This is a genomic window from Sphingomonas sp. CCH10-B3 (assembly GCF_001556185.1).
Lineage (GTDB): Bacteria > Pseudomonadota > Alphaproteobacteria > Sphingomonadales > Sphingomonadaceae > Sphingomonas > Sphingomonas aquatica.
Genome location: NZ_LSIJ01000103.1, coordinates 39,458 through 55,209, shown reverse-complemented (window position 1 = coordinate 55,209; position 15,752 = coordinate 39,458). Strand labels below are relative to the sequence as shown.

Annotated in this window: 22 protein-coding genes and 1 tRNA gene; 9 read left to right on the top strand and 14 right to left on the bottom strand. The window is 65.0% G+C overall.

Annotated features, from left to right (window positions below):
* Nucleotides 1–378 (top strand): HpcH/HpaI aldolase/citrate lyase family protein (locus AX672_RS16975; RefSeq protein WP_202189364.1); only part of this gene is annotated, 378 nt, incomplete at its 5' end.
* Between the two features lie 23 nt (nucleotides 379–401).
* On the opposite strand, the gene AX672_RS16970 is transcribed toward AX672_RS16975, so the two are convergent.
* Nucleotides 402–477: transfer RNA gene (locus tag AX672_RS16970), tRNA-Lys, on the bottom strand.
* A gap of 34 nt (nucleotides 478–511) precedes the next feature.
* Nucleotides 512–1,000: a 2-amino-4-hydroxy-6-hydroxymethyldihydropteridine diphosphokinase gene (gene folK, locus AX672_RS16965; protein ID WP_066653550.1), complete on the bottom strand. Its 489-nt coding sequence runs from the start codon at nucleotides 998–1,000 to the stop codon at nucleotides 512–514.
* Between the two features lie 22 nt (nucleotides 1,001–1,022).
* Between folK and AX672_RS16960 the strand changes: the two genes are divergently transcribed.
* Together AX672_RS16960 and AX672_RS16955 are read left to right on the top strand one after the other, a co-directional pair.
* The gene (locus AX672_RS16960) at nucleotides 1,023–1,676 is read left to right on the top strand and encodes a uracil-DNA glycosylase (protein WP_066653567.1); all 654 of its coding nucleotides are present in this window, start codon (nucleotides 1,023–1,025) and stop codon (nucleotides 1,674–1,676) included.
* A 52-nt stretch (nucleotides 1,677–1,728) separates the two neighbouring features.
* Entirely contained in the window at nucleotides 1,729–1,974 is a 246-nt protein-coding gene (locus AX672_RS16955; RefSeq protein ID WP_066653548.1) for a hypothetical protein, read from the top strand.
* 42 nt (nucleotides 1,975–2,016) lie between these two features.
* Here AX672_RS16955 and AX672_RS16950 read toward each other — a convergent pair whose 3' ends face one another.
* The 5 genes from AX672_RS16950 to AX672_RS16930 all read right to left on the bottom strand — a co-directional run bounded on the left by AX672_RS16950 (nucleotide 2,017) and on the right by AX672_RS16930 (nucleotide 6,575).
* Nucleotides 2,017–2,517, bottom strand: coding sequence for a YciE/YciF ferroxidase family protein (locus AX672_RS16950; protein WP_066653546.1), 501 nt, complete (start codon nucleotides 2,515–2,517; stop codon nucleotides 2,017–2,019).
* Nucleotides 2,518–2,607: 90 nt separating this feature from the next.
* Nucleotides 2,608–3,471 (bottom strand): N-carbamoylputrescine amidase, encoded by an 864-nt coding sequence (aguB, locus tag AX672_RS16945; protein WP_066653544.1) that lies wholly within the window; start codon nucleotides 3,469–3,471, stop codon nucleotides 2,608–2,610.
* Nucleotides 3,472–3,480: 9 nt separating this feature from the next.
* Nucleotides 3,481–3,960 (bottom strand): AAC(3)-I family aminoglycoside N-acetyltransferase, encoded by a 480-nt coding sequence (locus AX672_RS16940; RefSeq protein WP_066653542.1) that lies wholly within the window; start codon nucleotides 3,958–3,960, stop codon nucleotides 3,481–3,483.
* Nucleotides 3,960–4,934 (bottom strand): agmatine deiminase family protein, encoded by a 975-nt coding sequence (locus tag AX672_RS16935; protein WP_066653540.1) that lies wholly within the window; start codon nucleotides 4,932–4,934, stop codon nucleotides 3,960–3,962. Before AX672_RS16935 ends, AX672_RS16940 begins: the two co-directional genes overlap by 1 nt.
* A 15-nt stretch (nucleotides 4,935–4,949) precedes the next feature.
* Nucleotides 4,950–6,575 carry a M28 family peptidase gene (locus AX672_RS16930; RefSeq protein WP_066653565.1) on the bottom strand — a complete coding sequence of 542 codons (1,626 nt, stop codon included), beginning with the start codon at nucleotides 6,573–6,575 and terminating at the stop codon, nucleotides 4,950–4,952.
* 158 nt (nucleotides 6,576–6,733) lie between these two features.
* Between AX672_RS16930 and AX672_RS16925 the strand changes: the two genes are divergently transcribed.
* From AX672_RS16925 to AX672_RS16905, 5 genes are all read left to right on the top strand, one after another.
* Nucleotides 6,734–8,710 carry an alpha/beta hydrolase family protein gene (locus AX672_RS16925; RefSeq protein WP_066653537.1) on the top strand — a complete coding sequence of 659 codons (1,977 nt, stop codon included), beginning with the start codon at nucleotides 6,734–6,736 and terminating at the stop codon, nucleotides 8,708–8,710.
* Between the two features lie 151 nt (nucleotides 8,711–8,861).
* The gene (locus tag AX672_RS16920; RefSeq protein ID WP_066653533.1) at nucleotides 8,862–9,359 is read left to right on the top strand and encodes a phage tail protein; all 498 of its coding nucleotides are present in this window, start codon (nucleotides 8,862–8,864) and stop codon (nucleotides 9,357–9,359) included.
* Between the two features lie 12 nt (nucleotides 9,360–9,371).
* Nucleotides 9,372–9,887: a phage tail protein gene (locus AX672_RS16915; protein WP_066653530.1), complete on the top strand. Its 516-nt coding sequence runs from the start codon at nucleotides 9,372–9,374 to the stop codon at nucleotides 9,885–9,887.
* A gap of 11 nt (nucleotides 9,888–9,898) precedes the next feature.
* Nucleotides 9,899–10,423, top strand: coding sequence for a phage tail protein (locus AX672_RS16910; protein WP_066653527.1), 525 nt, complete (start codon nucleotides 9,899–9,901; stop codon nucleotides 10,421–10,423).
* Between the two features lie 23 nt (nucleotides 10,424–10,446).
* Nucleotides 10,447–10,965 (top strand): GNAT family N-acetyltransferase, encoded by a 519-nt coding sequence (locus tag AX672_RS16905; RefSeq protein WP_202189363.1) that lies wholly within the window; start codon nucleotides 10,447–10,449, stop codon nucleotides 10,963–10,965.
* On the opposite strand, the gene AX672_RS16900 is transcribed toward AX672_RS16905, so the two are convergent.
* Both AX672_RS16900 and rpsD read right to left on the bottom strand, forming a co-directional pair.
* A complete protein-coding gene (locus tag AX672_RS16900) occupies nucleotides 10,959–11,246 on the bottom strand; it encodes a DUF6916 family protein (RefSeq protein WP_066653525.1) in 288 nt (95 codons plus the stop codon). The two genes, AX672_RS16905 and AX672_RS16900, sit on opposite strands and share 7 nt — an antisense overlap.
* Nucleotides 11,247–11,255: 9 nt before the next feature.
* Nucleotides 11,256–11,870, bottom strand: a complete 615-nt coding sequence (rpsD, locus tag AX672_RS16895) for a 30S ribosomal protein S4 (protein WP_066653559.1) — start codon at nucleotides 11,868–11,870, stop codon at nucleotides 11,256–11,258.
* Nucleotides 11,871–12,103: 233 nt separating this feature from the next.
* Here rpsD and AX672_RS16890 point away from each other — a divergent pair, with 233 nt between their 5' ends.
* Entirely contained in the window at nucleotides 12,104–12,421 is a 318-nt protein-coding gene (locus AX672_RS16890; RefSeq protein WP_066653522.1) for a chorismate mutase, read from the top strand.
* Nucleotides 12,422–12,430: 9 nt separating this feature from the next.
* Here AX672_RS16890 and AX672_RS16885 read toward each other — a convergent pair whose 3' ends face one another.
* From AX672_RS16885 to rpiB, 5 genes are read right to left on the bottom strand one after another with little or no spacing between them, the layout of a single operon-like run.
* The gene (locus tag AX672_RS16885) at nucleotides 12,431–13,162 is read right to left on the bottom strand and encodes an RNA methyltransferase (protein ID WP_066653519.1); all 732 of its coding nucleotides are present in this window, start codon (nucleotides 13,160–13,162) and stop codon (nucleotides 12,431–12,433) included.
* Nucleotides 13,159–13,647, bottom strand: a complete 489-nt coding sequence (gene nrdR / locus AX672_RS16880) for a transcriptional regulator NrdR (protein WP_066653516.1) — start codon at nucleotides 13,645–13,647, stop codon at nucleotides 13,159–13,161. Before nrdR ends, AX672_RS16885 begins: the two co-directional genes overlap by 4 nt.
* A 3-nt stretch (nucleotides 13,648–13,650) precedes the next feature.
* Nucleotides 13,651–13,890 (bottom strand): hypothetical protein, encoded by a 240-nt coding sequence (locus tag AX672_RS16875; RefSeq protein ID WP_066653509.1) that lies wholly within the window; start codon nucleotides 13,888–13,890, stop codon nucleotides 13,651–13,653.
* A 1-nt stretch (nucleotide 13,891) separates the two neighbouring features.
* Nucleotides 13,892–15,205 carry a serine hydroxymethyltransferase gene (gene glyA / locus AX672_RS16870; protein WP_066653506.1) on the bottom strand — a complete coding sequence of 438 codons (1,314 nt, stop codon included), beginning with the start codon at nucleotides 15,203–15,205 and terminating at the stop codon, nucleotides 13,892–13,894.
* Nucleotides 15,202–15,648, bottom strand: a complete 447-nt coding sequence (gene rpiB / locus AX672_RS16865; RefSeq protein ID WP_066653503.1) for a ribose 5-phosphate isomerase B — start codon at nucleotides 15,646–15,648, stop codon at nucleotides 15,202–15,204. The genes glyA and rpiB overlap by 4 nt, the downstream gene beginning before the upstream one ends.
* Between the last annotated feature and the right edge of the window lie 104 nt (nucleotides 15,649–15,752).

Here is a 15,752-nt window from a genome sequence, read left to right as displayed (position 1 = left end):
GCGAGTACGTCGCGCGAGCTCGACGGCAGCTATACCGCACCCTATCAGCTCGCGCGGTCGCTGACATTGTTCGGCGCGCATGCGGCGGGCGTGCCAGCGATCGAGACGGTCTATCCCGATTTTCGCGATATCGACGGGCTCGCCGCCTATGCCGCGCGCGGGCGCCGCGACGGCTTTACCGGCATGATGGCGATCCACCCGACGCAGGTGAGCGTGATCAACGCTGCTTTCACCCCGAGCGCCGAGGAAATCGCCAAGGCGCAGGCGATCGTCGATCTGTTCGCCGCCAATCCCGGCGCGGGGGCGCTCAACCTCGATGGCCGGATGGTCGATGCACCACATCTCAAAGCAGCGAAGGCCTTGCTCGCACGCGCCTGATCGAGACGGCTCGCGCTTCGGCTTGGTGGGCCCGTCGGGATTCGAACCCGAGACCTACAGATTAAAAGTCCGTTGCTCTACCGACTGAGCTACGGGCCCGCACCGTGCACGGATGGCCGCGAAGGGCTGCGCGTTAGGCTGGACGTCGCTTGCGGTCAATGGCGGACAAGTGCCGTATCGTGCGCCCGGTCAGCGGGTCGCGCCAGCCGGGTGCGATCTGCGCCAACGGAACAAGCACGAAACGACGCGTCCGGTAGGCGGCATGCGGAATGACCAGCCCCGGCGACGCCCATGCCCCGCCCGACCACAGGATGATGTCGAGATCGAGCACCCGCGCGCCCCAACGCTGGCCACGCCGCCTGCCGAAACTGGCCTCGATCGCCTTCAGTCGCGCGAGCAGCACCGGCGGCGGTGCGTCGCTGGCAATGATCGCCGCCTGATTGGCGAAGCGCCGCGACGAGGGTCCGACCGGGGCCGTTGTGATCACGCGCGAGGCCGCCAGGACGCCGCCGACCGCGTCCAGCGCCGCCGCAAGCGTTGTCTTGGGGCTGCCGTGGCGGCTGCGGCGGTTCGAGCCGAGCGCGATGACGTAGCGACCGGCAGCGTGGCTTGTGAGCGGCATGGACCCCGCCTATCCCGGCCCCATGCCCGCGCCAAGCCCGCTTCCTGCCACCGAGCCGCCGCGCGACTGCCCGCGCTGCCCGCGCCTCGTCGATTATCGGGCAGCATGCCGGACCGAATTTCCCGATTGGTGGAATGCACCGGTCCCGGCCTTTGGCGACCCCGACGCCTGGCTCGCGATTATTGGCCTTGCACCCGGCAAGCATGGCGCCAATCGCACCGGGCGACCGTTCACCGGTGATTTCGCGGGCGATCTGCTGTTCGCGACGCTGGCGAAATATGGCTTCGCGCTTGGGACCTACGACGCGCGCGCCGATGACGGCCTGCAACTGCGCGGCGCGATCATCCTGAACGCCGTCAAATGCCTGCCGCCCGAGAACAAGCCGACGCCCGAGGAAAGCCGCAATTGCCGCCCGTTTCTCGAAAGCCAGCTGGCAGCGCTGCCGAAGCTGCGGGTCGTGGTCGCGCTGGGGCAGATCGCGCATCAGTCAGCGGTCAAGGCACTGGGCGGCAGGCTGCCCAAGGCGCGGTTCGCGCATCTGGCCGAACATGCGCTGCCGAGCGGGCAGACCCTTATCGATAGCTATCACTGCAGCCGCTATAACCAGAACACCGGGCGACTGACGGCAGCGATGTTCGGCGCAGTGTTCGAACGCGCCGTCGCGTTCAGGCCGTGACAGAAAATGGCGGCGGCGTTATGAATTTGCTCCCATGTTCAGGGAGTTCGCAATGCGTCTTATCCTTGCCGCCACGATACTGCTCGCCGCTGTCGCCGCGGATGCGCGCGGGAAGCCCAAGTCCGCCCTCGGCCAACCCGATTGTCGCAATGCGAGTGCAGGGCAAGTGAAGACGCAGCGCGGTGCTGGTCCGCAGCGGCTCGACCAGCTGCCCGATGCGCAGCTGATCCGCGCGGTCGATTACCGCGAGGGTGGCTGTTCGAAGCCGATCCTCGTCAACCGCACCACCGCGCGCTGAAAGGGGAACCGGCGGGCACATCGGCGCCCGCCGGCCCTGGCCTTATCCGGCGGGCTGCATCGCCTTGGCATTGGCCTTTGCGTCAGCGAGCGCCGTCAGCGCGTCGTCGGTCGCATATTCTTCCTGCAGCGTCGCATCGAGCAGCGCCGCTGCGTCCTTCATCCCGAGTTCGAGAGCCCAGCGCTTCAGCGTGCCGTAGCGCGCAATCTCGTAATGCTCGACGGCCTGTGCTGACGAGATCAGCCCGGCATCGAGCGCCGCCGTGCCCTTGTAGTCGCCGAGAATGTCTTCACCCTCGGCGAGAATGCCATTGATCGCGTCGCAGGTCTTGCCCCGCGCGGGCTTGCCGATCAGCTCAAACACCTGCTCCAGCCGGTCGATCTGGCCTTCGGTTTCGATGTAATGCTTCTCGAATCCAGCGCGCAATTCTTCTGAATCGGCGCCTTTCATCATCTTCTTCAGACCCTTCAGGATATGCTTTTCGGCATAATAGATGTCGCGCAGCGTATCGTGGAAAAGGTCGTCGAGCGTCTTCTCGGCCATGTCCGGTCCTCCGTGGGCGCCCCGCCGCATGAAGGACACACCGCATGGCGGCGCATTAAGTTCCGGTCGCGCCGGCGCGGCTGATCTGGATCAGATATCTTGCACCAGCCGCCCGTAGAGTTCCGGGCGGCGATCGCGGAAGAAGCCGAAGGCGGCGCGGTGGCGCTTGACGCGGTCGAGGTCGAGCGTCGCGGTGATGACGCCTTCCTCGTCGCGGCCGAGTTCGGCAAGGATGTCGCCGCGCTCATCGGTGATGAAGCTGGTGCCGTAGAAAATCTGGCCATGTTCGTTGCCGATGCGGTTGGCCGCGACCACCGGCACGACATTCGACACCGCATGCCCCACCATCGCCCGGCGCCACAGCCGCGCGGTATCAAGGCTTTCGTCATGCGGCTCGCTGCCGATCGCGGTCGGGTAGAACAGCACTTCGGCGCCCATCAGCATCATCGCGCGCGCGGTTTCGGGATACCATTGATCCCAGCACACGCCGACGCCGAGCGTCGTGCCCGCAGCGCCATCGGTAGGGCTGGGCCACACCTTGAAGCCGGTGTTGCCGGGCCGGAAATAGAATTTTTCCTCATAGCCCGGGCCGTCGGGGATGTGGCTCTTGCGATAAACGCCCTGCACGGCGCCGTCGGGGCCGATCATCGCGAGGCTGTTGTAGTGATGCGGGCCGTCGGCTTCGAAAAAGCTCGTCGGGATGGTGACGCGCAATTCTGCCGCAAGCGCCTGCATCGCCAGCACCGCCGGATGCTCGCCGACCGGCCTGGCGGTCGCGAACAGCCCCTCGTCCTCGACGCGGCAGAAATATTCGCCCTCGAACAACTCGGGCGGCAGGATGACCCGTGCACCGCGACCGGCTGCTTCGCGCACGCCATCGCTCACCTTGGCGACGTTGGCGCTGACATCATTGGTGAAGCTCAGCTGGAGCGCGGCGACGGTGATTTCGGTCATGCCCGCTATTTAGTCGATCGGGCCAATTTCGCCAGCATCGGCAGGCGCAATATCGAAATGCATCACGTCTTCGCGGCTGCCCAGCTTGGTGTAGAGCGCGACCGCCGGGTCGTCACCGTAATCGGCCTGCACAAACAGCGTCCAGCAATTGCGAGCAGCGGCGTGGCGGCGCAGCGCCTCAATCAGCGCCGTGGCGACCCCGCGACGGCGGCAGTCGGCGGCAACCGCCAGATCGTAGAGATAGAGTTCGCGGCGACGCTGTTCGAGCTTGTCGAGTTCATAGGCGACTGCAGCGCCGACAATGCGGTCGCCCAACTCCGCCACCAGCGCGACGACGGACTCTCTGCCAAGCGCGTCGCGCAACCAGGCGTCGTCGGGCGGTGCATCAGCATAATGCGCCGGGTCCTCGAACGCCGCGGCAAACAGCGCGTTCATCGCGCGCGCGAGATCGACATCCGCCGTGCCGAGCCGCCGGATCGTCGCAGGCATCAGCCGGGTATTTGCTGGCTGATGCAGTGGAAACTGCCGCCGCCGGTCAGGATATGATCGGCACGCAGGCCCACAACCTTGCGGGTCGGGAAAATCGCCTGCAACGCCGCGACTGCCGCCTCATCGTCGGGCGCGCCATAGATCGGCACCACCACGGCGGCATTGCCGATGTAAAAGTTCATGTAGCTCGCCGGCACGATTTCCTCGTCGCGTAGGATCCGACCCGGCGAGGGCACGCGGACGAGTTCGACGTCCGCACCCGAGAAGCGGACACGTTCGGCCGCGAGCTGATAGACGCGCCAATTGGGGTCATTCTCGGCCGCTTCGGGGATCGCCAGCCGACCCGGCGCCACGAAGCGCGCAAGATTGTCGACATGGCCGTCGGTATGGTCGTTGAGGAGGCCATTCCCCAGCCAGATCACGCGCGAAAAGCCGAGATCGTCCTTCAGCCGCTGGACAATATCGTCGCGGCCAAGGCCGGGGTTGCGGTTGTAATTGAGCAGGCATTGCTCGGTGGTGACGACAAGGCCGGTGCCGTCGCCGTCGATCGCGCCGCCTTCGAGGATCCAGTCGCAGCGTTCGGTTTCGATCCGCCGCGCCTTGGCCAGCCGTTCGCCGATGTCCTCGTCGCCGGGCAGGTCATATTTGCCGCCCCAGCCGTTGAAGCCGAACAGCCGCGCTTCGGCTTTCGATACCATGATCGGCCCGGTGTCGCGCAGCCAGATGTCGCCGAACGGCTCGAGGATCACTTCGGCGAAGGGCGCGAGCTTGCGCGCGGCGTCGACGGCATCGACGTCGGCTGCGACCAGCAGCACTTTCTCGCCCGCGCCATCGGCATGGACGGCTGCTGCAAAGGCGGCGACTTCCTCGCGCGCAGGCTCGATATCGTCGAGCCAAAGGTCGGTATGGCTGGGGAAGCCGATCCAGACGGCCTTGTGACGTTCCCATTCAGCGGGCGGGACCGGAGTCGCCATGGCGAGGCCTTTCGTTCAGCGGCCGGCGCGCTGCTGGTCGCGCACGCGGCGGAATTCGCTGCTCTTATACCAGTTCGGCCAGCTTTTGCCCTGCGCGAGTTGACGACCGAGGCCAAAATAAACGTCGAGGTCCTGCACGGCGCCCGACCAGTCCCACGCCGGATCATATTCGTCCTGCGGCTTGTGATAGCGGTTGGCGATGTAATCATCGCTGGCCGCCTGACCAGCCGCGACCCCGCCCTTGACGCGGTCCAGCCCCGACTTGGCATCGAGCATTGGCACGCCGAGCTTGGCGAAGCTGAAATGGTCCGACCGGAAATAGCTGCCGCGCTCAGGATGCGCCTCGGGCTTGATGACGCGGCCCTGCGCAGCAACAAAGGGCTTTACCAGATCCTCGAGTTCGGATTTGCCCGCGCCCGTGACCACAAAGTCCCGCACCGCGCCGCCGACGTTGAGCGAATCCATGTTCACCCCGCCGACCGTGCGGGCGAGCGGATAGACCGGATGCTCGGCATAATATTGCGAGCCGAGCAGCCCCGATTCCTCGGCCGTCACCGCCAGAAACGCGATCGAGCGCGCCGCCGGCCCGGCCTTCACATGCGCCTGCGCGAGTGCGATCAACCCGGCAATGCCGCTCGCATTGTCGACCGCGCCGTTGCAAATGCCATCGCCCTTCACCGGCGTGCAGCGGCCGAGATGATCCCAATGCGCGGTATAGAATACATAGTCGCCCGGCGTAGTCTTGCCCGGCAGCACGCCGATGACATTCTTTGATTTCTGCCGCTTGATCGTCGCGGTCATCGACACCGACGCCTTCAGCCCGAGCGGCACCGCCTTGAAGCCCTTGACCTTGGCGGCTTCGCTCAAGCCCGCAAAGTCCTTGCCGGCGCTGGCGAACACGCGCTCGGCGGCGCCCTTCTGCATCCAGCCGATCGCCGCGCTCTGGTCGAGATGATCGCCCGGCACGTCGAGTTCAAGCGACGGCCGCGTGTTGCTCGATTCGACCACCCCCCAGCCGTAGGCGGCCGGTTCGGTATCGTGGACGATGATCGCCGCCGCCGCGCCCTGCCGCGCGGCTTCCTCATACTTGTACGTCCAGCGACCGTAATAGGTCATCGCCCGGCCTTCGAAGAGGCCCTCGCGACCCGGCGTCTGCCAGTCGGGATCGTTGACGAGGATGATCACTGTCTTGCCGCGCACATCGACGCCGGCATAGTCGTTCCAGCCGCGCTCGGGGGCATTGATGCCATAGCCGACGAACACGACGTCGCTGTCCTTGACCGCGATCTGCGATTGCACGCGGTAGCTGCGCACCACCATGTCGGTGTTGGGCGCAAGGCTCACCGGCGCGCTGCCGCCCGAAAAGACCAGCGGGCTGATGTTGGCGAAGGTCGATTCGACCATCGGCACGTCCTGCGTCCAGCTGCCCTTGTTGCCGGGCTTCAGCCCCGCCGCCTTCATCTGCGCGATGATATACGCGACCGTCTTGTCCTCGGCGGGCGTCGTCGGCGCGCGGCCCTCATAGGCATCGGAGGACAATTCCTTGTCGACCGCCTTCAGCGTCGCAACCGAAATGCGCGGGGCAGGTGCCGCTGCCGACAGCAGGGCGATCGGCAACAGGCATAAGAATGGCACGCGCATCGCGGCTCTCCGGATCGAATGGTGCATGACACGCACTTTTGGCAGGGCAGGTCGCAGCGCGCAAGCGAGCGACACGCGCACCAAAATGTCGAGCAAGCGCTTGAGGAGGCGCCCGACTCCGGCCAGACTGACACCATTCCGGCGGGGGGGAAAGACTCATGGTCAGGTCGCTCGTCGTTGCACTTGCTCTATTGCCGACAGCGGCCTTCGGCGCGCCCAGCCCCGAGGCGATCGCCTTTGGCGCGCGCCCGTCGGTCGAGCAGGTCAGCCTTTCGCCCGATGGCAGGAATCTGGCGGTGATCGCGCCGGTCGGGGCGCGCGGCAACTATGTCTATGTCGTCAATCTCGAAGGGCCGCCCCAGACAAAACTGGTGATGCGATCGACCGGGTCGCCCGACCGGCTGCAATTTTGCCGCTGGTCGACGAATACGCGGCTGATCTGCGGCATTTACTTCATCGCCTACGATGGCGAAAGCATGACCAGCTTTACGCGGCTGGTGTCGATCGGCAGCGACGGCAGCCAATTGAAAGTGCTGACCGCGCGCACTGGCGAGAATGCGCTGCAGGTCAATTATCGCGGCGGTGAAGTGATCGACTGGCAGGTCGACGGCGATGACGGCAAAGTTCTGATGACGCGCCAATGGATTCCCGAAGTCACCACCGGCTCGACGATTGCCGAGCAGCGATCGGGGCTGGGAGTCGAGCTGGTCGATACGCGGACTCTCGCGCGCCGCACGATCGAAGCACCGCGCGACACCGTCGTCGGCTATATCTCCGACGGCCATGGCCAAGTCCGGATCATGGCGATCCGGCCCCGCAATAGTGACGGCTATTTCGGCAACAAGACCAATTACATGTATCGCAAGAAGGGCAGCAGGGACTGGCTGCCGCTGGTGTCCGAGACCTTCACCCCGGATGGTCTAGGCATTGGCTTTCGGCCGATCGCGGTCGATCGTGATCTCGACGTGGCCTATGGCTATGACGCGGAAAATGGCCACACCGCGCTGTTCAAGATGGCGCTCGACGGCAGCATGAAGCGCGAACTGGTGTTCGCGCGGCCCGACACCGATGTCGATGATCTGGTCCAGATCGGACGGCAAAATCGCGTGGTCGGCGCGAGCTTTGCGACCGAGCGCCGCCAGAACGAAATGTTCGATCCGGCCTTGCAGCGATTCTCCCGCGGCATGGCCAAGGCAGTGCCCGACAAGCCGCTGGTCTCAATCATCGACGCCAGCGCCGACGAGCAATCGCTGCTGCTATGGGCGGGAAGCGATTCGGACCCGGGCAGCTTCTATCTCTACACACGAGCCGACAAGCACCTTACCGAAGTGCTGCCGGTGCGCGCCGAACTCGCGACGCGCCAGCGTGCGTCAGTCAAGCCGGTCAGCTATCCGGCAGCCGATGGCACGATGATTCCGGGCTATCTGACGCTGCCACCGGGCAGCGATGGCAAAAATCTGCCCGCGATCGTGCTGCCCCACGGCGGCCCGGCAGCGCGCGACGAATGGGCGTTCGACTGGCTGCCGCAATTCTTCGCCGCGCGCGGCTATGCCGTGCTCCAGCCTAATTATCGCGGATCGTCGGGCTATGGCGACGGCTGGTACCAGAAGAACGGCTTCAAGAGCTGGCGCACGGCGATCAGCGATGTCAACGACGGCGGCCGCTGGCTCGAAAAATCGGGAATCGCAGCGCCCGGCAAGCTGGCGATCGTCGGCTGGTCCTATGGCGGCTATGCGGCGCTGCAACGCGCCGTGCTCGACCCGGATTTGTTCAAGGCGATCGTCGCCGTCGCCCCGGTCACCGATCTCGAGATCCTGCGCAGCGAAAGCGAACGCTATCTCAACCACGCCATCATGGACAAGTTCATCGGCAAGGGGCCGCATATCGAGGAAGGATCGTCGGCACGCCACGCGGCGGCGATCACGGCCCCGGTACTGCTGTTCCACGGTGACCAGGACCAGAATGTCGGCGTGCGTGAGTCGCGCATTATGGCGGCACGGCTGAAGAGCGCCGGACGCAGCGTCGATTATGTGGAGTATAAAGGGCTCGATCACTATCTCGACGACGGCGGCGTGCGCGCCGAGTTGCTCGACCGTGCCGATTCGTTCCTAGGGCGTGCGTTGGCCATCAAATGAGCGCAGTCATTGTCGCCTCGCGGGAAAGCGAAGGCTTTGTGATCGAAGCATAAAGTTTGTCCGCGCCCAGCCGTCGGTCAGGGCGATCATCAGTGGACACCGCACCAAAAATCAGTCAGCTTGTTCGAGACAAAAAAAAGGGGGGAGCCAGATGGCAGAACCGTTTCTAGCCGAAATCCGGATGATGTCGTTTGGGTTCGCGCCCAGAGGCTGGGCGCTGTGCAACGGCCAGCTCCTGCCGATCAACCAGAACCAGGCGTTGTTTTCGCTGCTCGGCACAACCTATGGCGGCAATGGACAGATAAACTTCGCGCTGCCCAATCTTCAGGGACGCACGCCGATCCACGTCGGCAGCGGGCACACGCTGGGCGAAGCGGCCGGCGCAGCCACGGTGACACTGACTCAGCAACAGTTGCCGCAGCACATCCATGGCGCGACCGCAACGAGTGCGGCCGGGACGACCGCGACGCCGACCAATAACCTGCTGGCGAGCTACCTGAACGGCTACGCCCCGGTCGCCGCGCTGACGACGCTCGCGCCGGGGTCCATCACGTCGATTGGTGGCAGCCAGGCACACGAAAACCGGCAGCCGTTTCTGACGATCAGCTTCTGCATCGCGTTGCAGGGTATCTTTCCGTCGCAGAACTGAGGGAGCAGACCAATGGCACAACCCTATGTCGGCGAAATCCGCATGTTTGCGGGCAATTTCGCTCCCTCTGGCTGGCTCTTCTGCGACGGATCGCTGCAGCCAATCTTCGAATATGAAACGCTGTTCCAATTGATCGGCACGACCTACGGCGGCGATGGACAGAATGACTTTGCCATGCCCGACCTGCGCGGTCGGGTGCCGATCCATCAGGGGACGGGAGGCGGCGGTGGCTATGTGCTGGCGGAAACTGGTGGCCTTGAGCAGGTGACGCTGACGGTCAACCAAATCCCGAACCATACGCACAGCTTCGTCGCCACGACCGCGTCCGGCACGTCGAATAACGCGACCAACAGTCTGATCGCGGCCAGCCCGTCGGTCGACATGTTCGGCGGGATTTCGCCCGACGTAAGCCTCAACGCGGCGGCCATCGGGCAGGCAGGCAGCAACCAGCCGCATACCAATTTCCAGCCCTATCTGTGCGTCAACTTCATCATCTCGCTGTTCGGGATTTTCCCCAGCCCCAATTGAAGGACTGTCCGATGGCTGACCCATTTGTCGCGGAAATCCGCATCTTCCCGTTCAATTTCGCCCCACGCGGCTGGGCTTGGTGCGATGGCCAGCTATTGCCGATCTCGCAGAACACGGCGCTCTTCTCGCTGCTGGGAACGACCTATGGTGGCAACGGCAAATCAAACTTTGCGCTTCCCAATCTGCAGGGTTCGGCGCCGATGCATCCCGGGCAGGGGCCGGGGCTGTCATTGCACGACCTGGGCGAAACTGGTGGTGTCGAGAATGTAACGCTGCTGGAAAGCGAAATGCCGGCGCATAATCACAGCATGCGCGCCAATAGCCAGGACCCCGCCGATGTGCAGGCGCCCTCACCAAGCGTCTTTCTGTCGCTGAGTTCCAAGGGGCGCGGCTATGCGCCCTCAGCCAGCCCGACACCGATGGCGTTCCAGACGGTTGCGCCCACCGGCGGCAGCCTGCCGCACAATAATATGATGCCGTACCTGACCTTTTATTTTAACATTGCGCTGCAGGACGTCTTTCCGCCGCGGGGCTGAGCGTCATCGCGTCCGCAGCCGACTTGCGCCTGCCGATTCCCGCCGCGACAGCGATCGGCGTTTCGCTGCGTGTCATGGGCGATGCCGACTTGCCCTTTGCCGCAGCCGTCTATGCCTCGACACGGCAGGAAGAGCTGGCCCCTACGGGTTGGCCGCAGCCGATGATCGATGCCTTTCTGGCGCAGCAGCATGCCGCCCAGCACGCGCATTACACCGCGCATTATCCCGGCATCCAACGCTATGCGATCCAGCGGGCAGGCGACGACATCGGCCGGCTTTACCTGTATGAAGGCGCCACCGACCTGCGCATTGTCGATATTGCGCTGCTCCCCGAAGCGCGGGGCGGCGGCATCGGCGCAGCACTGCTCGCCGATGTGATCGCTTATGCGCAGGCGCGCGGGCTAGCCGCGTCGATCCATGTCGAGCAGCAAAATCCGGCGCGACGGCTGTATCTGCGGTTGGGCTTCGTGTTCGAAAAGACCGCCAACGACATTTACGATTTATTGATTCGCCACCCGGCACCAGCGCCCGTCGATCAGTAGAACACGGCCTCATAAATCAGGCCATCGGCTTCGGACGCGACCGGCACAATGAAGATGTCGACCGGCTCGGCCCCCTCCGCCACAAACGAATAAATCGCCTGCGGCAGATAGGGCGCGCTGGGTCCGACGAATTCGAGCCGGAACGACCCACCGGGCCGTCCTGAATCGTTGAGCGGTTCAAGCGCCCGAAGCGTGAGCGGCACGGCGCCGCCGTCGCCGAGCGCAACCTGATAGGTCGTGCCCAGCTTGTCGGCGAGTTGGTCGTGCGTCAGCCCGGTCATGGGCAATCCTTAGCGCGAATAGAATTCGACGACCAGATTGGGTTCCATCTTCACCGGATAGGGCACTTCATCGAGCGTCGGGACGCGCGTGAAGGTCACCTTGGCGGCGCCGTCGGGAGCGACATAATCGGGGATCTCGCGCTCGGCGAGTGCCTGCGCTTCCATCACCAGCGCCATTTCCTGCGCCTTGCTGCCCAGCGTTACTTCGTCGCCCGGGAAAATGCGGCGCGAGGCGATGTTGCACTTCACGCCGTTGACGCGGACATGGCCGTGGCTAACGAGCTGGCGCGCAGCGAACACCGTCGGCGCAAACTTGGCGCGATAGACGATCATGTCGAGCCGCTGTTCGAGCAGGCCGATGAGATTCTGGCTGGTGTCGCCCTTCATGCGGCTGGCTTCGTGATAGCAGGCGCGGAACTGCTTTTCGGTGACGTCGCCGTAATAGCCCTTCAGCTTCTGCTTCGCGCGGAGCTGGAGGCCAAAGTCCGAGGTCTTGCCCTTGCGGCGCTGGCCGTGCTGGCCGGGGCCATATTCGCGCTTGTTGACCGGGCTCTTCGGGCGACCCCAGATGTTTTCGCCCATCCGGCGATCGAGCTTGTACTTGGCGCTCTGGCGCTTCGACATGATGTTTCCTTCAATTGCGACAACGCCCCACGCCACCATGACATGGAGCTTCCCGGTCATCGCGCTGCTGGGTCGTGGGAGACGGCAGGGCCACCGCTTCACCGGGGTGCGGGGCCAATTGCGAGCGCGCGCCTTTCGCAGAGCCGCGCCGCCGCGTCAAGCCTTGCTGTCTCGTGCCCGCAACACAGGGTCGCGGGCTGGACAAGGGGGCGCGCGCGGCTATCAGAGCGCGCATGACAGATTCTCCCTCGGGCACGCTTCCCGGCCCCGCCTGCACGACGATGGCCGAAGTGCGCGCCGGCGTCGACCAGGTCGACCGCGAGCTGGTGGCGCTGCTTGCCCGCCGCTTCGCCTATATGGACGCCGCCGCCCGCATCAAGCCGACGCGCGAGGCGGTGCGCGACGAGGCGCGCAAGGCACAGGTGATCGCCAATGTCCGCGCGCTGGCGCGGGAAGCCGGCATTCCCGACACGGCCGTCGCCGCGCTCTGGGAGACGCTGGTCGAAGCGTCGATCGCCTATGAGTTCGAGGCTTTCGACCGGCGCGGCTGAGCGCTGAAATCAGTCCCGCCCGCGATCGCGCGGGCGCTCAATCGCTGACAGCACGCCGCGCAGGGTGCGGATTTCCTGGCTCGACCAGCCCGGCTTGGTGAGCAAGGTGCGCAACGTCCGCCGCGTCGTTGGCACGCGATCGGGCGGGAAGAAGAAGCCGGCGCTGTCAAGCATTGCCTCAAGCTGGCCGATCATGCCGTCGAGCTCCTCCTGCGGCGCCGGCAGCGGCAGATCGACTTCGGGCGGCATCGCGAGCACCTCACCCTTCGACCATTCATAGGCAACGAGGATGACGGCCTGGGCAAGGTTGAGCGACCCGAAGTCGGGATTGATCGGCGCCGTGATGATCGTGCGGGCAAGCGCGACATCGTCGGTTTCGAGTCCTGCGCGCTCTGGGCCGAACAGGATCGCGCTGCGCCCCGGCTGGGTGCGGATCATCCCCGCTGCCTGTTCAGGCGTCACGACGGGTTTGGTCACCCCACGCTTGCGCACCGTTGTCGCATAGACGTGATGGCAGTCGGCGACTGCTTCGGCGACGCTATCGAACAGCTGCGCGCGTTCGATGACAATGTCGGCGCCCGACGCGGCGGGGCCCGCGGCGGGATTGGGCCAGCCGTCGCGCGGGCTGACCAGCCGCAGCTCGGTCAACCCGAAATTGAGCATCGCCCGCGCTGCCTTGCCGATATTCTCCCCAAGCTGCGGACGCACCAGCACGATTGCGGGCGGCGGCGATCCGTTCATCCCCTGCCAGCCTCGCTGATGCCGACTTCGCTGACGTTGCCGGCAAATTCCTCGAAGTCGCGGGCTTCGCGGAAATCCTTATAAACGCTGGCGAAGCGGATATAGGCGACCGAATCGAGCGCCTTCAGCCCTTCCATCACCATTTCGCCGATCAGCTTGGACGCGATTTCGCTGTCGCCCAATGTTTCGAGCTGGCGCTGGATGCCGCTGACGAGCTTTTCGATCCGCACGGCGTCGATCGGCCGCTTGCGGCACGCGATCGCGACCGATCGCATCAGCTTGTCGCGATCGAACGGCTCGCGCCGCAAGCCGCCGGTGCCTTCGTTCTTGACAACGACCAGCTCGCGCAACTGGATGCGCTCGAACGTCGTGAAGCGCGCGGCGCATCCCTCGCACTGGCGACGCCGCCGGATCGCGGCGCCGTCCTCGGTCGGGCGGCTGTCCTTTACCTGACTGTCTTCATGACCACAGAAAGGACAGCGCATCGCCTAGCGGTTCGACTTTCGCAAAGCCGCGTAGCCCGCGCCGAGCAGCGCGCCGGTGACGATCGAGATCGGCAGCACGATCGCGGCAAGCGCACCGACGGCGGCGCCGCCGATCAGCTTGTTGCCGTTTTCGCCGCCGATCAGCTTGCTGGTCTGATCGACCGCAGCGTCAAGCGCTTCGACGACATCGTCGCCAACCGCGCGCATCGTGTCTTCGAGAGTGGTCTTGGGCTTGTCTTCCATGTCAATTCTCCGGGTAGATCGGGAACCGGTGACATAGTGCAATAACACGCTGACGTACAGCCTCTTCGACCTGCGCATCGCCCTGTTCGCCGTTTTTGGCGAGTCCGTCGAGCACATCGGCGACCATATGGCCGATTTCGCGGAACTCGGCGGGGCCGAAACCGCGTGTCGTGCCAGCGGGCGAGCCGACTCGGATGCCGCTCGTCTTGGTCGGCGGCAGCGGATCGTTGGGGATGCCGTTCTTGTTGCAGGTGATGCCGGCGCGTTCGAGCGCCTCGTCGGCGTCCTTGCCGGTCACACCGAGCGGCGTGAGGTCGACCAGCGCCAGATGCGTGTCGGTGCCGCCTGCGACAAGATTGCAGCCGCGCTCGTTGAGCGTTGCCGCCAGCACTTTCGCATTTTCGACGACCGCGGCGATATATTGCTTGTAGCCGGGCTGGAGCGCTTCGCCGAACGCGACTGCCTTGGCGGCGATGACATGCATCAGCGGGCCACCCTGCAGCCCCGGGAACACTGCCGAGTTGAGCTTCTTGCCGAGCGCTTCGTCGTTCGACAGGATCATGCCGCCACGCGGCCCGCGCAGCGTCTTGTGCGTCGTCGTCGTCACGACATGCGCGTGCGGCAGCGGCGACGGATGCAGGCCCGCCGCGACGATGCCCGCGAAATGCGCCATGTCGACGAGAAAATAGGCGCCGACCTCGTCAGCAATTGCCCGGAATTTCGCGAAGTCGATTTGCCGCGGATAGGCCGATCCGCCCGCGATGATCAGCGTCGGCTTATGTTCGCGCGCCAGCCGCGCAACCTCGTCGTAATCGATCAGATGCGTGACCGGATCGACGCCATATTGGACCGCGTTGAACCACTTGCCGCTCATCGCTGCCTTGGCACCGTGGGTCAGGTGGCCGCCCGCGTCGAGGCTCATGCCGAGAATCGTGTCGCCCGGCTTGGTCAGCGCGAGCATGACGGCGCCATTGGCCTGTGCGCCCGAATGAGGCTGTACGTTGGCGTACGCACAGTCGAAGAGCGCCTTCGCGCGGTCGATCGCGAGCTGCTCGACTTCGTCCGACGGGTGGCAGCCCTGATAATAGCGCTTGCCCGGATATCCCTCGGCATATTTGTTGGTGAAGACCGATCCCTGCGCCTCGAGCACGGCTTTGGAGACGATATTCTCGCTCGCAATCAGTTCGATCTGGGTCTGCTCGCGGGTCAGCTCATGGCGGACGCCGGCGAACACCGCCGGATCGGCATCGGCCAGCCCCCGCGTGAAGAAGCCGTCAGGCTGAACGTCGTGCAGGTCGCGCGGATTGGTGCTCATGCAGAAATTCCTTCGGTCTGGCCGAGCTTGGCGACCCGGGCGGCATGGCGACCGCCTTCGAAATCGGTGCTCAGAAATGCAGTAATGCAGGCGCGCGCCATTTCCTCGCCGATCAGGCGTGCGCCCAGCGCAATGGCATTGGCGTCATTGTGCTGACGCGCCAGCGTCGCGGACAGCGGCTCGCTGACCAGCGCGCAGCGGCAGCCGGGAATGCGATTGGCGGCAATCGAAATGCCGATGCCCGATCCGCACAGCGCGATGCCGCGCTCGGCCGACTCGTCGGCAATCGCTGCGCCGAGCTTGCGGCCATAGTCGGGGTAATCGACGCTTTCCGAGCCGTGAGTGCCGAGATCATCGACCACATGACCCTGATCGCGCAGCCAGGCGGCAAGCGACTGTTTCAGCGCAAAGGCAGCGTGATCGGACGCGATGGCGATGCGCATGGTCGGCGCGGCACTCCGGGGGCAGGGACTGGGCAGGCGGCGCTTCTAGCGAACCCGCACGCGCATTACCACACCCGCTTTCGCCGCGCGGTCGGGCACGGGAA

What these genes read in the sequence shown, in the direction of transcription:
- folK (WP_066653550.1), bottom strand. Translation starts at nt 1,000, where the DNA reads ATGCCGCTCACAAGCCACGCTGCCGGTCGCTACGTCATCGCGCTCGGC.
- AX672_RS16960 (WP_066653567.1), top strand. Translation starts at nt 1,023, where the DNA reads ATGCCCGCGCCAAGCCCGCTTCCTGCCACCGAGCCGCCGCGCGACTGC.
- AX672_RS16955 (WP_066653548.1), top strand. Translation starts at nt 1,729, where the DNA reads ATGCGTCTTATCCTTGCCGCCACGATACTGCTCGCCGCTGTCGCCGCG.
- AX672_RS16950 (WP_066653546.1), bottom strand. Translation starts at nt 2,517, where the DNA reads ATGGCCGAGAAGACGCTCGACGACCTTTTCCACGATACGCTGCGCGAC.
- aguB (WP_066653544.1), bottom strand. Translation starts at nt 3,471, where the DNA reads ATGACCGAAATCACCGTCGCCGCGCTCCAGCTGAGCTTCACCAATGAT.
- AX672_RS16940 (WP_066653542.1), bottom strand. Translation starts at nt 3,960, where the DNA reads ATGCCTGCGACGATCCGGCGGCTCGGCACGGCGGATGTCGATCTCGCG.
- AX672_RS16935 (WP_066653540.1), bottom strand. Translation starts at nt 4,934, where the DNA reads ATGGCGACTCCGGTCCCGCCCGCTGAATGGGAACGTCACAAGGCCGTC.
- AX672_RS16930 (WP_066653565.1), bottom strand. Translation starts at nt 6,575, where the DNA reads ATGCGCGTGCCATTCTTATGCCTGTTGCCGATCGCCCTGCTGTCGGCA.
- AX672_RS16925 (WP_066653537.1), top strand. Translation starts at nt 6,734, where the DNA reads ATGGTCAGGTCGCTCGTCGTTGCACTTGCTCTATTGCCGACAGCGGCC.
- AX672_RS16920 (WP_066653533.1), top strand. Translation starts at nt 8,862, where the DNA reads ATGGCAGAACCGTTTCTAGCCGAAATCCGGATGATGTCGTTTGGGTTC.
- AX672_RS16915 (WP_066653530.1), top strand. Translation starts at nt 9,372, where the DNA reads ATGGCACAACCCTATGTCGGCGAAATCCGCATGTTTGCGGGCAATTTC.
- AX672_RS16910 (WP_066653527.1), top strand. Translation starts at nt 9,899, where the DNA reads ATGGCTGACCCATTTGTCGCGGAAATCCGCATCTTCCCGTTCAATTTC.
- AX672_RS16900 (WP_066653525.1), bottom strand. Translation starts at nt 11,246, where the DNA reads ATGACCGGGCTGACGCACGACCAACTCGCCGACAAGCTGGGCACGACC.
- rpsD (WP_066653559.1), bottom strand. Translation starts at nt 11,870, where the DNA reads ATGTCGAAGCGCCAGAGCGCCAAGTACAAGCTCGATCGCCGGATGGGC.
- AX672_RS16890 (WP_066653522.1), top strand. Translation starts at nt 12,104, where the DNA reads ATGACAGATTCTCCCTCGGGCACGCTTCCCGGCCCCGCCTGCACGACG.
- AX672_RS16885 (WP_066653519.1), bottom strand. Translation starts at nt 13,162, where the DNA reads ATGAACGGATCGCCGCCGCCCGCAATCGTGCTGGTGCGTCCGCAGCTT.
- nrdR (WP_066653516.1), bottom strand. Translation starts at nt 13,647, where the DNA reads ATGCGCTGTCCTTTCTGTGGTCATGAAGACAGTCAGGTAAAGGACAGC.
- AX672_RS16875 (WP_066653509.1), bottom strand. Translation starts at nt 13,890, where the DNA reads ATGGAAGACAAGCCCAAGACCACTCTCGAAGACACGATGCGCGCGGTT.
- glyA (WP_066653506.1), bottom strand. Translation starts at nt 15,205, where the DNA reads ATGAGCACCAATCCGCGCGACCTGCACGACGTTCAGCCTGACGGCTTC.
- rpiB (WP_066653503.1), bottom strand. Translation starts at nt 15,648, where the DNA reads ATGCGCATCGCCATCGCGTCCGATCACGCTGCCTTTGCGCTGAAACAG.